Here is a 14,664-nt window from a genome sequence, read left to right as displayed (position 1 = left end):
GATTGGAATTCGGTCCGCGATCTCCATCAGGGCCCGCGGTCAATGGCCGCTTCTCGAGGCCGTATACATGACCGCTCCCCGATTCACTTGCTGAACCACCAAGAAGACCCTTGCCGAGAGGGGGCCGTCCATACATGACGATGCGGATGCAGGAGCGCGACAAATCCTCAGTCGTCATGCCCGGGCAACAGCGCGCAGGATGGGTGGAGCGACGCGATATCCATCCTTCCCGATTCGTAACGCTATTGGTTTTCAAAGGGCTCAACCCATCTACGACTCTGCTCTGTGTTCGTTCGTTCGGGTCCGGCCGCCTATCTCGTCATCTTGATCATGCGGACGCCCTTGATCACGGGCAGCGAGCCGGTCGTGGCCGGTTCGTCCTTGCCCGGCCCTCGGACATTGGCGTCGGGGAAGCGCGCCTTCATCTCGCGCAGGAAACCATCGAGCGTGTCGACGCTGGCGGCGAGTCTCGCGATTTCGGCGAATTCGGCGCTGCTCGCGGCTCCCGGCTTGCTCGCCACGTCGAACGCCAGGCGGTCCGCACCCTCGCTCATCAGCGGCGCGTACTTCTCGCGGAAGCGGGCCAGCCCGATCGCGTCCTCGGCGAGCGCGTAGCCGACCGCGGCACGGATCACGTCGCCCTTCTCCACGGCATTGAGCGGCTTGAAGTCGCGCCAGCGGTCGCCATAGTAGAGTTCGATCTGCTCCGCCGACTCGCGCCACTGCCGCGCCGCCCAGTAGATATCCGAGCGCAGCCGGATCACCTCGCGGCCGGAGACGTTGGAGATGATGTCGAGCGCCAGGTCATGACGGCCGACGTCGCTCTGCGCGCGCGCTTCGAGCAGCAACCGCTGCTGGCGCAATTCGCCTGAAAGATCGCCGATGCGGGTGGAGCGAAGCGCCGCGATCGCCTGCTCCGGCTTGCGGTTGGCGAGATAGACCATGGCAAGGCGCGCCGCGACCTGCGCCCGCGCGGCTCCCTCGAGCCGATGATCGACCTGGTACTGGAGGAGCTCGGCCGCCTGGTCGAGCAGGTCGATGGTGACAAGCCGATCGGCAAGACGGCGGATCATCTCGTCGCCGCGCCGGCCGATCGGCGTCAGTTCGCGATACTCGTAGAACATCCCGAGCGCCTCGACCGGCGGGATATCGTCCCCCTTCGGTCCGAGGAAAAGCTGCGAGAACAACGCGGAGGCGGCGTCCTGCGCCTGGCGGGATACTTCCGAATTCGGCTGCAGCCTCGTCGCCATGCGCGCCGCGGCCAGCGATTCGGCGTAGCGACCCGCGTCGGCATACATCCGTGCCAGCGTCTGGAGCGTCTTCACCTCGACATCGTCGCCGCGCCAGATCATCGCGAGCGTTTCCAGCTCGCGCAGCGCGTCGGCCTGGCTGATTTCGTTGCGCCGCTGCTTGAGCGCGATCTCGAGCTGTTTGGCCTCGGCGGCCGCCGCGCGATCCGGGGACGCCACCGCGAACTTGTACTCGTCGACAGCGTCCTTGTCGTGCGCCAGCGCCTCGGCAAGCCGGCCGCACAACACCGCGAATGCGGGCTTCTGCTCCGGCGGCATCCCGATCGTCTCGAGCTCGCTGCGCCGCTTGGCCGCGCCCGCGTAGTCCTTCACCTCCAGCGAGGCGCGCATCGCCTCCATGGTCACGATGCGCTGCAGCTCCAGCGGCAGCGCAGCGATGGCGAACTCGACGTTCTTGAACTTCTCCCGCGCTTCCGCCCACTTGCTCTGGCGCGCAAAGGCCAGCGCCTTCCACAATTCCGAGTCATAGCTGTTGCCGATAGACGGGTTGGCGAGATCCTTCAGCCCCTGGACCGGCCGGCCGATCAGAATAGCGGTGATTGCATGCAGCATCGTCGCAATCGAATCGTCCTTGTTCGAGTCCGCGATCATCAGATCGGCGACGCCCTTGGCCTCGGGATACATGCCGCGCGCCATGTAGAACCGGGCAAGCTCGGAGCGCAGCTGCGGGCGCTGCTCGGGCTCGGCCGCCGCGATCGCGCCGATCAGCGCATTTTCGCGCGCGATGAAATTCGCCGACTGGTTCCGGCGCCATTCCTCGACGTCGAAGATCGGCCGTACCGCGGTCGGCGCCCGCTCCGCCGACACATCGACCGGCGACAGCGTCAGCCCGCCGGGCTTGCCGAAGATGACCTTGCCGGGCGCGAGCTCGACCGCGACATCGTCGGTGTTCGGATGAACGACAACCCCGTGGGCGGATTCAAGCAGCGACAGATCGACGAGATCCTGCCGCTTGATGACGCCGCGGATCGGCGGCGGCGCGGTGATCACAAGCAGCGTATCGCCGGCGTCAGGATCGACCAGCCGGTACGATTGGCCCGGATTGGCAAGAGATACGGCGACGTTGGCCAGCGCCGGATCAATGACGTTGCGGAAGATCGACAGCGGCTGCGGCGCGTCCTGCAGCTTGTCGGCCAGCATGATCGTCCAGCCGGCGCGTTCGTCCGCGACAAGCGAATACATCAGCGGCCGGTTGAGCCGGATGCGGATCGCCTGCCCCTTCTCCAGCGTCAGCCGGCTCACCTCGGCAATGATCGCGCCGCCCCTGTTACGGATCGGCTCGACGTCGAGCGGCTTCTGGGAATCGACCACCAGCCAGACCGTTTCGCCGCGACGAAACAAGGCGGCCGGAACGGTTGAAGGAACAGGGAACGTCAGGCGCAGACCCTCGACCTCGCGCTTCACCTCCACGGCTGGGATGGACTCCGGCCCGGAAGCCTGAGCGGGGGCTTCCGCCACGGCTTTCGCTTCCGACGGCGCCGGCGGCGGTTCTTTCCCGTTTGCCGCGGGCGGGCGCGCTTCGGCAGGTTGCGGCGGCGTCTCGGCGAGCGCGGGCTTGGGCGCCTCCACGGCCGACGACGGCGCCGGCTTGGGCGCTTCCACCGCCGGCTGTGATTTGGGCTGTTCCTGTCTGGGCTCTTCCTGTCTGGGCTGCTCCGGCTTGATCTCGATCTTGGCCTGCTGGGCGATCGTCTCCGACGTCGGCTGGACGAGGTCGGCGGAAGGCGACGGTGCGGACTGCCTCGGCTTGTCGGAGGCGGGAGCCGCGACGGCAGGCGTCCGCGGGGGTTGCAGCTCGGTCAGGGGCGGCGACTTTGCTTTCGGCCTGTCCGTCGACTGAAACGCGATGTCGACGATATAGGCCTTGTCGTCGCGGAAGGAGTGCACGTCGACATCGCCGATCAGCGCGATCTCGACCACGGTCGTATCCCCGTCGATCTTCTGGCCGATCGAGGCGACGTTCAGGGGCGAGGCGATCTTGGCGTCGGCGAGATCGAAATTGAGCATCGCGTTGAAGGCGACCGTGAGCTTCTGGTCGCTGAGCGACGACGAGACGGTGATGCCGTCGGGAATGTCGAACGCAAAGCGCACGAAGGTCGGCTGCACCGACGCACGCACCCGGATCGGCGGCCGCTTCTTGGTCTCCGCGGTGGCGCGCTGGGCGCGCAGCGCGCGTTCGGCGACGCGCGCCCGCTCGGAAAGCTCGCGCACCACCTCGCTCGGCAGGCTCGGCGGCGGGCCGCTCCATTTCTCCGGCAACAGGTCGATGAAGATGCGCTCGCCGGCGACCATGGTGTTGACCGTCACCTTGCGCGCCAGCGACAGCCGGATTGCCGAGCCGTCGGGATCGCGTCGCGCCGAGTTGACGTAATCGGGCGCGCCGGCCGGAATCCCGTCGACCGGGATGTCGACCGGCCGCTCGAAGCGGATGATGAGGATCGAGCCGGCTGTCGCGACCTCGGAGTTGACGTCCTCGGCGAGCTTGAGAACGAGGCGCGCAAAGCCGCCGCCCGCCGAAAAGCTCGCCTCCCCCTTCACAGGGTCGACCTGCGCTAGGCCGGGTGCCGGATGCGCGACCAGCACAACGGCGGCCGCGAGCGCCTGCGCGCGGCGGCGCAGCGCGCGCGCGCCTTCGCGGGCTCGCAACCAAAATCCACCGGCAGCCGTTCGCGCCATTTGCGGCATTACTTTCGGTTCGACAGTCGAAGTGCCGGCGCAAGCCGCCACTTTATCCGCCGTCGAATCTAGAATTGGGGAATTAACGACTTGTTAAACATGACGGCTCAGTTCGTCTTTGTCGGCACCACCTTGCCTTCGATCTTGGGAAGGTCGGTCGGGGCCGAGGCCGATCGGTCGCCGGTGGCACGGCGCGCCATTTCGACCGTCAGTTTCTCGGCCACTTCCGGCTGCATCTGGCCCATGATGTCGGACATCTTGCGCGGGGCGATCAGCGAGGCGAGCTCGAGCAGCACGCCCATCTCGAGCCGGTCGAACACCTTGGCGGCGTCCTTCGGCTTCATCGCCTCGTACATCGTCACAAGACCCTTGAAGCGCGCGGCGTCCGCTTCGCTTCTATGCTCCACCGCGGTCGAGATGCGCGATTCGACCGCCTTGAGCTCCTCGACCTTGGATTCGATGCGCTTCTCGGCGGCCTTGAGCAGGTTCTCGCGGATGTCGATCTCTCTGGCGCGCGCATCGAGCTCCTGGCGTCTCGCCTGCAGCCGCTCGAGGATCGCGCGCTCGGCGGGCGAGACATGCTGCTGGTTCTCTTCCGGGTGCAATACCTGACCTTCGGGCCTGGTTTCCGGGACGCTCGGCTTCGGCGCCTCCTCTTTCGCGGCCTCCTTCGGCTTGGCGGCAACGGTACCGGTGATGTCGGGATCAACCCTCCCCGTCGGGAAATTCAGGTTGTCCTCGGCCCAGGACTTCTTGGCCGAGCCGGGTTGATAGTCGAAAACGTAGCCGCCGTTCAGCGCAAGTCCGGCGACCTTCAGCACGGCGAGGCCGAGGATCGCCGCCATGACGAGCGGAATGACGCGGATATTACGAAAGGGTTTCATGCGGCAAGGCCATCGGACCTTCTGCGGTCGGAGAACGCCTGGGCGGCCGCCGCGACCGCCTTGGCCGGCGATATCTTGGCGACCGCAGGGGCGGGCGCAGGCTCAGGCTCGGAATGGCTCGCCGGGCGCGCGGCGCTGGCGATCTTGGACAGTCGCCGCACCACATTGTCGCCTTCGGCGAGCTGGGCGCGGAGCCGCTCCGACATCTGCGTGGCGGCAGCGAGCTGGCTGCCGAGGTCCTCGTTGACGTCGCGCACCGCAAGCTTCAGCCCTCCGATCGCGCGCTCGGCGATCTCGGTCGCGGTGACCAGTTCCGCGATCACCGCCTTGAGCGAATGCTCGTCGGCCTTCAGCCGTTTCAGCCGCTTGTTGAGCAGCACGCAGTAGCCGATCGTCACGACAAGGAGAACCGCGACCAGCGTTTCGATCATCAAGCCAAGTGAATGGTTCATTGGGCCTCCATCACCTTCTGCTCGTCCACCCTCTCGAACATGGCGAGCGTCGTTTTTGGTCTGCGCAGGGGTTTCGTAACCCGGATCGCGACGCGGTCGCCGACCCGCCCCATCCGCCCCTCGGTCAACGTGACGCTGCCGCAGCGCACCGAGACCAGCGCGTCGGGACGCATCTCCAGCGGCAGCGTGTCGCCGACCTTCAGCTCCATGAGGTGCTTGAGTGGAATGTCGGCCTCGTAGAGCACGGCATCCACGGCAATCTCGGCCTGCACGATCTCGGTGGCGAAGTGGCCTTCCCAGACCGGGTCGCGGCCGAACTTTTCGCCCATGAACATCTGCAGCAGCACGCCGCGGATGGGTTCGATGGTGGCGTAAGGCAGCAGGAGCTCGATGTTGCCGCCGCGGTCTTCCATGTCGACGCGCAGGCGCACCAGGATCGCGGCGTTGGCCGGACGCGTGATCGCGGCGAAGCGCGGATTGGACTCCAGCCGATCGATCGTGAACTTCACCGGCGACAGCGGATGGAACGCCTGCTCGGCGTCCGCCAGCACCACTTCGATCAGGCGCTTGACCAGGTTTGTCTCGATCGTGGTGTAGGGACGGCCCTCGATGCGCAGCTGGCTGATGCCGCGCCGGCCGCCGAGCAGCACGTCGATCATGGAATAGATCAGGTTGGAATCGATGGTGGCGAGCCCGAAGTTCTCCCACTCCTCGGCCTTGAACACGCCCAGCACCACCGGGAGCGGAACCGAGTTCATGTAGTCGCCGAATCGCACCGAGGTGATGCGGTCGAGCGAGACTTCGACGTTGTCCGAGGTGAAATTGCGCAACGATGTCGTCATCAGCCGCACCAGGCGGTCGAAGACGATTTCCAGCATCGGCAGGCGCTCGTAGGAGACCATCGCCGAATCGATGATCGCGCGGATGCCGGAATGGTCGTCGAGATTGACGTCGCCGACCTGGAAGCCGAGCAGGTTGTCGATTTCCTCCTGCGACAGCACGCGCTCGCCGCCGGTCTTGCCGCTGCCGAAATCGCGGCTGCCGTCTTCGACCATGGCCGCCCATTGCATGGCCATGGTCTCGGTGAGCTCGTTTTCGGCCGCCGCCTTGGCCGCATCAGCAGGATCTTCGGCACCCAGGGAAGCTTCCCATTGGGCGGCTATTGCATCCTGGTCGACGGGGTCGTTGTTTGCCATGGCGTCAGGCCCGCATCCTCACTGCACCACGACTTCCTTGAACAGCACCGCGCTGACCTGGATCGGCGCGACAGCTGCGTTGACCCTTTTCGTCAGCTCTTCCTTGAGGCGGAACAGGCCCGCCGAGCCGGCAAGATCGGCCGGGCGCAGCTCGCGCAGATAGGTCTGGAAGATGTCGGTGACGCGCGGCATCGCCGGCTTGATCGCCTCAACCTGCTTCTCTTCCTTCACCTCGAGCACGATCTTGAGTCTGAGAAACTGCACCCGGTCGCCGGGCGATCCGGAGAGGTTGACCATCATGTCGGGCACTTCGACGAACACCGGCGGCTTCGACGTGGGCAGCGCGACTTCGGCATGCTTCTCGCCTTCGGCGTGCCGGGACAGGAAGAACCACGTGGCGGCGCCGCCGCCCAGGACGACGAGAACGGTGATCGCGATAATGATGAGCCTGAGTTTGTTCTTCGGCAGAGAGGCGGCTTCCGCGCCCTCCGCGCCTTCCGGCGCGTCGCCTTCCTTTTCCTTGCCCTTGTCCGCCATCGCCTGCCCAGCCCGTAGTCTCGAAAGGAAGCCCGATGGCCAGAGCAGATGAACGCGATACGAAGACTGCCGGCGCACGCGCGCTCGTTCGATGGTGACGCTACGGTAACAATGGTTAACGGAATCTTTCTTTTGGCTCCCGACTAGGAAAAAACTGCCGGGCAAACATGGTCAACAAGACCTTTCTGCCGCCCTTCCCCGCCCCCGCCAAACGGCTAACCCCTTCAACAACCGACATTTTCCCACTTGGCACGGGATTCGCTGAATAGCCTGCGAACCTGACGGTTTGGGAGAGCCCGAAGGTTCGAAGCGGATCCGCCGACGCGCTTGGGAGAGCGAGAAAAGCGGGTCTCTCTATTAGGGGAGATCAACCGATGCAGAACGCGCTTCTGGTCGGCCTATCGCGGCAAATGACGCTGGAACGGCAGATGGACGTCATCGCCAACAACGTCGCCAATGCCAACACCAACGGCTTCAAGGCCGATCACTCGCTGTTTGAGGAGTATCTCAACAGCAAGGCCCACGAAGACAATTTCCTGCCGCCCGACCGCCGCGTCTCCTATGTGCTGGATCGCGGCACCTTCCGCGACATGGCGCAGGGCCCGCTGGAGGCGACCAAGAACCCGCTCGACCTCGCCATCGAAGGCGCGGGCTTCATGGTGGTGCAGACCCCGGCCGGCGAGCGCTACACCCGCGAGGGCAACCTGCAGCTCAACAGCCAGGGCCAGCTCGTGACCGCGAACGGCGATCTCGTGCTCGGCAACAACGGCCCGATCACGTTCCAGCAGACCGATCACGACATCACCGTGTCGCCGGACGGCACCATCACGGTGGTGGAAGGCACGAACCGCGTCGACTCCATCCGCGCCAAGCTCCGCATCGTCTCGTTCGACGACCCGCAGAAGTTGGTCAAGCAGGGCTCCAACCTCTACGAGGTTGGCAGCGCGGTCGCGCAGCCCGACACCAAATCGACCGTGCTCCAGGGCTACATCGAAAAGTCCAATGTCCATTCGGTCGTCGAGATGACTCGCATGGTCGAGGTGATGCGGGCCTACACCCAGACCGCCAACATGCTCCAGCAGCAGAGCGACCTGCACAAGGCGGCGATCGAGAAGCTCGCCGACGTTCCGGCGTAACGGGAGTGAGGGAGAAGTAACATGCAAGCGCTTCACACTGCAGCGACAGGAATGGCGGCACAGGAACTGAACGTTCAGGTGATCTCCAACAACATCGCCAACCTGCGCACCACCGGCTTCAAGAAGCAGACCGCGGCGTTCCAGGACCTGATCTACGAGCACCTCCGCCGCGTCGGCGCCCAGGCGTCCGACCAGGGCACCATCCTTCCCGTCGGCGTCGACATCGGCGGCGGCGTCAAGACCGTCGGCACGCCGCGCCTGATGACCCAGGGAACGCTGTCGCAGACTGGCAACGATCTCGACCTCGCCATCACCGGCGAAGGCTTCTTCAAGATCCTGATGCCTGACGGCACCTACCAGTATACGCGCGACGGCACCTTCCAGCTCGACAACCAGGGCCGCATCGTCACCGCGCACGGCAACCCGGTGCAGCCGACCATCACCGTTCCGGACAAGTCCTCCGGCCTCACCGTGAACACGCAGGGCCAGGTGTCGGTGACGCTGCCCGGCTCGACCAGTTCGCAGATCATCGGTCAGCTCACCGTGACCCGCTTCATCAACAAGGCGGGCCTGCTGCCGGTCGGCAGCAACCTGTACCAGGACACGCCCTCTTCCGGCCCGCCGCAGGACGGCATCGCGGCCTCGGAAGGCTACGGCACCGTCACGCAGGGCAGCCTCGAGCAAGCCAACGTCGACGTGGTGTCGGAGATGAGCGATTTGATCGCCGCCCAGCGCGCCTATGAGATGAACGCCAAGGTGATCAGCGCCGCCGACCAGATGATGCAAGCCACCACCGCGCTGTTCCGCTGAGGGAGTTCTCGATGACCGCCCGCACCCTCCTTCTGGCCGTAGCCCTTCTCGCCCTGCCCGCCTCCGCGCCGGCGCAAGGCGGCGACGACATCGCCGCGCCGGTGCTGCGCGCCCAGGTCACGGTGACCTCGGACGTGGTGCGGGTCGGCGACGTCGTCGACAATGCCGGCCCGGCGGCGCAGATCGCGATCTACCGCTCGCCCGATCTCGGCACCACCGGCACGCTGCCGGTGAAGCAGGTGCTCGACGTCCTGCGCGGCAGGAATGTGATCGGCGTGGACGCCAGGAACATCAGGGTGGTCGAAGTCACGCGCCTGGCGCGCACGCTCGCGACCAAGGACATCGAGCTGGCGGTCGCCGCCGCGCTCGATCACCGCTTCGGCCTTGGCGATTCCGCCAACATCGGCGTCACCGTCGACCGCGCCGGCAGCGATCTCCGGCTCGACGCGTCCAGCACCGGCGCACTGCAGGCGAGCGCCCTGCGCTACGACCCGCGCAACGGCCGCTTCGACATCACCTTCGAGATCGCGGGCGCCGATTCGGCGAACGCGACCAGGCTGCGCTTCACGGGCACCGCGATCGAGACCGTCGAGGTTGCGGTGCTGACCCGCGACGTCGACCGCACGGATACCCTGAAGTCCTCCGACCTTGCGATGGAGCGTCGCCCCAAGGCGGAGATCACCGGAGAAGCCGCGATCCGGGAAAAAGCAATCGGCATGCAGCTGCGCCGCGCGATGCGCGCCGGCAGCCCGGTGAAGGCGGCCGATCTCGCCCGGCCCGATCTCGTGCAGCGCGACCAGAGCGTCACCGTCATCTACCGGATTCCCGGGCTTCACCTCACCGCGCGCGGCAAGGCGCTCGAGAGCGGCACCGAAGGCGACGTCGTCAGCGTCATGAACCTGCAGTCCAAGCGCACCTTGACCGGCGTCGTCACCGGCCGCGGTCAGGTGACCGTCCAGCCCCCGACCTCGACGCTTCCCGCCGCCGAGCACACCTCTTCGATCGAACCGGACCCGAGGCCGGCGCCCGTTGCGCTCGCCTCGAGCCAAATCCCGCGCCAGGTCCCGGAGCAAGTCCAACGCCAGGTCGCAAGCCAAGTCTCACCAGCTCCAGCGAAAGCCGAGTAAGTCATGTCCAGGTCAAGTCTTAATCGCATCGTTCGCGCCGGCGCGCTGCTGATGATCCTGAGCCTGGCGAGCGGCTGCTCCGCGATCAACCGCCTGTCGCAGATCGGCGAAACGCCGAAACTGTCCGCGATCGAGAACCCGACCTCGCAGCCCGGCTACAAGCCGGTGCAGATGCCGATGCCCAAGCCGGAGGTGGTGTCGTACAATGCCAACTCGCTGTGGCGCAACGGCAGCCGCGCCTTCTTCAAGGACCAGCGCGCGCGCCAGATCGGCGACCTCCTGACCGTGCTCGTCAAGTTCACCGATCAGGCCAACATCGCCAACGAGACCCAGCGCAGCCGCACCAGTTCGGAAGACGCCAACATCAACGATTTCATCGGCGCCAAGACGCTGGGCATCCAGGCGCAGAAGGTGCTGCCCGGCTCGCTCCTCAACACCGACTCGAGCTCTTCGTACGACGGCAAGGGCAGCGTCCAGCGGCAGGAAACGTTGCAGACCAACGTCGCCGCCGTGGTGACGCAGGTGCTGCCGAACGGCAATCTCGTCGTCGAGGGCAAGCAGGAGATCCGCGTCAACTACGAAATCCGCGAACTGATCGTCGCCGGCATCGTGCGCCCCGAGGACATCCAGAGCGACAACACCATCGACTCGACCAAGATCGCCCAGGCCCGCATCGCCTATGGCGGCCGCGGCCAGATCTCCGACTTCCAGCAGCCGCGCTACGGCCAGCAGGTAACCGACGTGCTGCTACCGTTCTAGCGACTTTCAAGAGCTCCCACATCTCGTCGCGAACCTAGGCGTGACAAGATGTACTACGCGGCCTCCGGTAGCTCCCCTGCCGGAGGCCGTTAGCGTTTTGGCGTGAGACCGTATGCAGTTTTCGAGCGCCTGCGGAAAATCAGCTGGCGTAAGTCGTTGAATAAAAGTTGCATGTGGCAACTTCGCGTAAATGGCGACGTTTCCGTGCCGGAAATCCGCGACAGCATAGGAAATGAATTTGGACTAACACAGCAGGAGCGGGAGCAAGTTCTGAAGAGCGGCGCTCAGCGCGTGCTTGATAATCGGCTGCATTGGGCAAGAATTTATCTTGCCAAGGCGGGGCTGCTTGTAAATCCAAAGCGCGGCCGATTTGTTGTTACAGAATTGGGCAAGGCGCTGTTGGCTCGGAATCCGGAGACGATAAGCAGTATGAAGTTGGGGTAAGAACGAGCCGTAAGATTGCATTCAAGCGCGTAGACGAAGATTTCTTCTTGGAAGAGGAGTAGCGCGTTTTGCACGGGCAGCGCGTAGAATGGGTAGAGCGCCAGCGAAACCCATCACACTACAATGTCCGCGAATTGATGGGTATCGCTTCGCTCCACCCATCCTGCAGGCTTGCTTTCTAAGATGAAGCGGACATGACTCTAGTGCTGGCAAATGTCCGCCAATGGACCCGGAGCGGACTATGACGAGCATGAGGGAGGCGGGCTCTTCAGAGCCGGATGCCACTTGCCCAGTATCCCCGCAGAGCAAGCTGTTTGGGTTCACATAAGAGTTGACAGATTCGGATCTGTACCGAATTAGAGCCGCAAAGTTCAAGATTGATCCTGAAAGTGCTGTTTCGCTCTAAGCATCCATGACCTATGAACTCGAACGGTTCCCGCCGGGGCCACCGTCTTCCGTGAACATGCCGATGCTTGTCCTGGCTCGGGCATGCACGACCGCGGTATTCATGACTTATCCCGCGTGTCTGGTTTGGCTCATGGACGCTTGGCAAATGACGGCAACCCGGGCCGGTTTGGTTCAGGGAGCATTCACAGCTTCGTTTGCCGTCTCCCTACTCGTCGTCTCCTTTCTGTGTGACAGGTTCGGCGCAAAAAGCGTGTTCGCCTGGGCGGCAATTTCGTGCGCTGCTTCAGCTCTCTTCTTTGCCGCGGTCGCACGATCTTTCGAGAGCGCACTTGTATGCATGGCGCTTTTGGGGCTGGCCCAGGGCGCCACCTACACACCTGCCATCATGCTTGCTTCGACCAACGCACCGCCGAATCGGAGGGCTTCGGCTGTCGGATGGATCCTCGCCGGCATGTCAGCTGGCTACGTAATGTCCGTTCTTATCGCAAACGCCATGCTCGCAGTCGCGGACTATCGACTGTCGTTCGCCGTCACAGCTGGCGTCGCGGTTGTCGGCTCGGCGCTCAGCATCGCCGCCACGCGGAACGCCCGCGATCAGGACGCGCAAATGGACCTGATCAAGACGTCGTACGATCATCCTTGGAAGCGCCAGGCCCGTCTTCTCACTCTCGGATATATTGGCCATACGTGGGAGCTGTTTGGAGCATGGGCATGGATCCCTGCTTTCCTGACGGCGTCGTTGCTATCACAAGGTCGAATGACCGGCATCGAGGTTGGCGTTTGGACAGCGGTCACGCTCCACGTGTCGGGCTTCTTCGGCTCCTTCCTGTCGGGGTACGCAGCCGATCACTTTGGCGCCAAGCCGGTTCTGGTGACGTTTTCACTGGTCGGCGCCGCCTGTTCCCTCGTCGTGGGCTGGCTGAGTGAACTCAACGTTGCGCTATTGCTTGCTCTGGTCTGGATCTACGGCTTCGCGATCATTGGCGACTCGTCGGTGCTTTCCTCCGCCATGACCGAAGCAGTGCCGGCATCGCAACTGGGCCGGGCACTTGGCTTGCGATCAATTTTGGGCGTTGGCGCGGGTTCCGTGGCGCCCATTGCGTTCGGCATGGCACTCGACATGACACCCGCTTCTGTGTCGTGGGGTCTGGCCTTTTGCACTTTAGCCGTCGGCGGGGCGCTGGCGTTCGCCTGCGCTATCGCATTGCGGAAATGACTTCTATTTGGCCCTCGTCTGAAGCTGCGCGTAAAGCCGATGATGTCAGCTCGTCGGGGTAAAGCGGACAACCATAGCTGCAGCGCGTAGTGGGGAGCTCCTAGGATGGGTAGAGCGCCAGCGAAACCCATCATTGCCGAGCGCGAAGCATGGGTTGAACATCGCAACTACAAAGTCCGCGAATTGATGGGTATCGCTTCGCTCCACCCATCCTACAGGCTAATACGCAAGAGCGCCCGTGTGCATGATCAGCTTCCAGTTGCCGTCGCTGATGCGCGTATAGACCTTGCAGACGCGCCCAAGCCAATGATTGTCTCGGCCCTGTTCATCACGCCATAACGTGTCGATATCAACGACCGCAAAGCCGCCATCGGCCTCATCGGTGACGACAATTTTGCGGATCTCGCGACGGTTGTGCACGAGGCTGTGGGTTGCGAACAGTCCTCCCCAGCCCTGCGTCCACCGCGCTCGATCGTAGCGTCCCATGACGAAGATCCAACTCGTAGGATCATGGTCGAGCACGGTAGGTGGCCAAGGCCAAACCATGTCTGGATGAAAAAGGTCGACCAGCGCATTAACGTCTTGCTCATCCCAAGCTCGGGTCTCGCGATGCACCATGTTCTCGATGATCTGACGCGCATGCTCTCGTCGTTCCACGGTCGTACTCCACTTGGAAAGCCTACAACCAGTCGACTCTAACGCTTTCGTCCCACGTTGAGCACGCGTTTTGGATCGGCGGTCCAGACAAAGGGGTTGGGCTCAGCGCTCGATCGTGCGCTTCGCGAAAGGCGGGATCGCGCTCCGCCATTTCGCGGACGGTCTTGCGAAAGCTGCGGGTCAACGGCATGGCACCGCCTTAAACTGGATCTGGCATCGATACCATTGTGCTGCTTTCAATTGTATTCTGCTTTGCCGAAATTCCTGTTGACATCCCTGCACTCACTCCATTATGTTCCCGTTCTGTTCCGCTCGGCAAGAGGGGCGTATCGCGGTCGTCAGAAACGCGGGGCGGAATGCGGTGGACGCGACGGCGTCGTGCGCGAGAGGTGTTGCAGGGCGGGCTTCAAGGTCCGTGAGCAATGCGGATCGCGCGGACGAGCGGCGCTGAAAGCGTCTTCGCTTGGGCCTCGATGGTGAGCACACGCCAGCCGTCGAACGCCGGGCGAGGATGTGCGCGGACGGCGAAATCGTGTGGTCCTGGCGCCCGAAGCTGGCGTCAAGCCGTGCAGAGGCGTCTTGCCCCAACCGGGTGTGAGGCGCGAAAAGAATCCGCGCGGCGACGGTGGCAATAGAGCTCGTCTCACCGGGGAGAGCACGAAGATAAGCCGTTAAAACCAACCGCGCAGGGAAGGCCGGGATGCTCTCGGCTGCCCTGTGGTCCAACCCGTGTGCGTTTCGCGCACGGACCGCGGGTGCCAGCCGGCACCCGGCCTTCCCTGCGCCCTCTTCACTCAAGAGGGTGAGAAGTGAAGCAAACCTCGGGCGCAACGCGTCGCGAGAATGCGAAGGTGTGACTGTTATTTGAGAGATGAATACGATTTTCCGCGAGCAAGACACCATCACCTGACCCTTGAGGCGCGAGCCGTATCTCCTCATCCTGAGGAGCTTGCGAAGCAAGCGTCTCGAAGGATGAAGGCCCGGGTCCGGGCCTCATGGTTCGAGACGCGCCTTCGGCGCTCCTCACCATGAGGGTTGGAACGTCGCAACCT

General features: G+C 64.0%; 12 protein-coding genes. 6 read left to right on the top strand and 6 right to left on the bottom strand.

All coding sequences use genetic code 11. The annotated features are described in order from the left end of the window. Nucleotides 1-311: 311 nt before the first annotated feature. The 5 genes from HY852_RS09795 to fliL form a co-directional block, all read right to left on the bottom strand. Nucleotides 312-3,986 (bottom strand): tetratricopeptide repeat protein, encoded by a 3,675-nt coding sequence (locus HY852_RS09795; RefSeq protein ID WP_291604383.1) that lies wholly within the window; start codon nt 3,984-3,986, stop codon nt 312-314. A 107-nt stretch (nt 3,987-4,093) separates the two neighbouring features. After that, entirely contained in the window at nt 4,094-4,870 is a 777-nt protein-coding gene (locus HY852_RS09790) for a flagellar protein FlbB (protein WP_291604382.1), read from the bottom strand. Further along, nucleotides 4,867-5,322 carry a DUF6468 domain-containing protein gene (locus HY852_RS09785; protein ID WP_291604381.1) on the bottom strand — a complete coding sequence of 152 codons (456 nt, stop codon included), beginning with the start codon at nt 5,320-5,322 and terminating at the stop codon, nt 4,867-4,869. The genes HY852_RS09790 and HY852_RS09785 overlap by 4 nt, the downstream gene beginning before the upstream one ends. Beyond that, complete coding sequence (fliM, locus tag HY852_RS09780) at nt 5,319-6,518, bottom strand: flagellar motor switch protein FliM (protein WP_291604380.1); 1,200 nt, start codon at nt 6,516-6,518, stop codon at nt 5,319-5,321. The genes HY852_RS09785 and fliM overlap by 4 nt, the downstream gene beginning before the upstream one ends. Nucleotides 6,519-6,536: 18 nt before the next feature. Next, a complete protein-coding gene (fliL, locus tag HY852_RS09775) occupies nt 6,537-7,055 on the bottom strand; it encodes a flagellar basal body-associated protein FliL (RefSeq protein ID WP_291604379.1) in 519 nt (172 codons plus the stop codon). 374 nt (nt 7,056-7,429) lie between these two features. Here fliL and flgF point away from each other — a divergent pair, with 374 nt between their 5' ends. From flgF to HY852_RS09745, 6 genes are all read left to right on the top strand, one after another. After that, nucleotides 7,430-8,191, top strand: coding sequence for a flagellar basal-body rod protein FlgF (gene flgF, locus HY852_RS09770; RefSeq protein WP_291604378.1), 762 nt, complete (start codon nt 7,430-7,432; stop codon nt 8,189-8,191). Between the two features lie 21 nt (nt 8,192-8,212). Beyond that, nucleotides 8,213-9,001, top strand: coding sequence for a flagellar basal-body rod protein FlgG (gene flgG / locus HY852_RS09765; RefSeq protein ID WP_291604377.1), 789 nt, complete (start codon nt 8,213-8,215; stop codon nt 8,999-9,001). An 11-nt stretch (nt 9,002-9,012) separates the two neighbouring features. Next, nucleotides 9,013-10,128: a flagellar basal body P-ring formation chaperone FlgA gene (gene flgA / locus HY852_RS09760; protein WP_291604376.1), complete on the top strand. Its 1,116-nt coding sequence runs from the start codon at nt 9,013-9,015 to the stop codon at nt 10,126-10,128. Between the two features lie 3 nt (nt 10,129-10,131). Then, nucleotides 10,132-10,887, top strand: a complete 756-nt coding sequence (gene flgH / locus HY852_RS09755; RefSeq protein ID WP_291604375.1) for a flagellar basal body L-ring protein FlgH — start codon at nt 10,132-10,134, stop codon at nt 10,885-10,887. A gap of 171 nt (nt 10,888-11,058) precedes the next feature. Beyond that, a complete protein-coding gene (locus tag HY852_RS09750; RefSeq protein WP_291604374.1) occupies nt 11,059-11,331 on the top strand; it encodes a winged helix-turn-helix domain-containing protein in 273 nt (90 codons plus the stop codon). Nucleotides 11,332-11,743: 412 nt separating this feature from the next. Beyond that, entirely contained in the window at nt 11,744-12,955 is a 1,212-nt protein-coding gene (locus tag HY852_RS09745; protein ID WP_291604373.1) for an MFS transporter, read from the top strand. A 219-nt stretch (nt 12,956-13,174) separates the two neighbouring features. Here HY852_RS09745 and HY852_RS09740 read toward each other — a convergent pair whose 3' ends face one another. Then, nucleotides 13,175-13,612 carry a nuclear transport factor 2 family protein gene (locus HY852_RS09740; protein WP_291604372.1) on the bottom strand — a complete coding sequence of 146 codons (438 nt, stop codon included), beginning with the start codon at nt 13,610-13,612 and terminating at the stop codon, nt 13,175-13,177. Nucleotides 13,613-14,664: the final 1,052 nt, after the last annotated feature.

Origin of the sequence: Bradyrhizobium sp. (assembly GCF_016213215.1) — a bacterium.
Taxonomy (GTDB): domain Bacteria; phylum Pseudomonadota; class Alphaproteobacteria; order Rhizobiales; family Xanthobacteraceae; genus Bradyrhizobium.
This window is presented reverse-complemented; position numbering and strand designations above follow the sequence as displayed.

What these genes read in the sequence shown, in the direction of transcription:
- flgF (WP_291604378.1), top strand. Translation starts at nt 7,430, where the DNA reads ATGCAGAACGCGCTTCTGGTCGGCCTATCGCGGCAAATGACGCTGGAA.
- fliM (WP_291604380.1), bottom strand. Translation starts at nt 6,518, where the DNA reads ATGGCAAACAACGACCCCGTCGACCAGGATGCAATAGCCGCCCAATGG.
- HY852_RS09785 (WP_291604381.1), bottom strand. Translation starts at nt 5,322, where the DNA reads ATGAACCATTCACTTGGCTTGATGATCGAAACGCTGGTCGCGGTTCTC.
- HY852_RS09750 (WP_291604374.1), top strand. Translation starts at nt 11,059, where the DNA reads ATGTGGCAACTTCGCGTAAATGGCGACGTTTCCGTGCCGGAAATCCGC.
- flgH (WP_291604375.1), top strand. Translation starts at nt 10,132, where the DNA reads ATGTCCAGGTCAAGTCTTAATCGCATCGTTCGCGCCGGCGCGCTGCTG.
- flgA (WP_291604376.1), top strand. Translation starts at nt 9,013, where the DNA reads ATGACCGCCCGCACCCTCCTTCTGGCCGTAGCCCTTCTCGCCCTGCCC.
- HY852_RS09790 (WP_291604382.1), bottom strand. Translation starts at nt 4,870, where the DNA reads ATGAAACCCTTTCGTAATATCCGCGTCATTCCGCTCGTCATGGCGGCG.
- HY852_RS09745 (WP_291604373.1), top strand. Translation starts at nt 11,744, where the DNA reads ATGACCTATGAACTCGAACGGTTCCCGCCGGGGCCACCGTCTTCCGTG.
- flgG (WP_291604377.1), top strand. Translation starts at nt 8,213, where the DNA reads ATGCAAGCGCTTCACACTGCAGCGACAGGAATGGCGGCACAGGAACTG.
- fliL (WP_291604379.1), bottom strand. Translation starts at nt 7,055, where the DNA reads ATGGCGGACAAGGGCAAGGAAAAGGAAGGCGACGCGCCGGAAGGCGCG.
- HY852_RS09795 (WP_291604383.1), bottom strand. Translation starts at nt 3,986, where the DNA reads ATGGCGCGAACGGCTGCCGGTGGATTTTGGTTGCGAGCCCGCGAAGGC.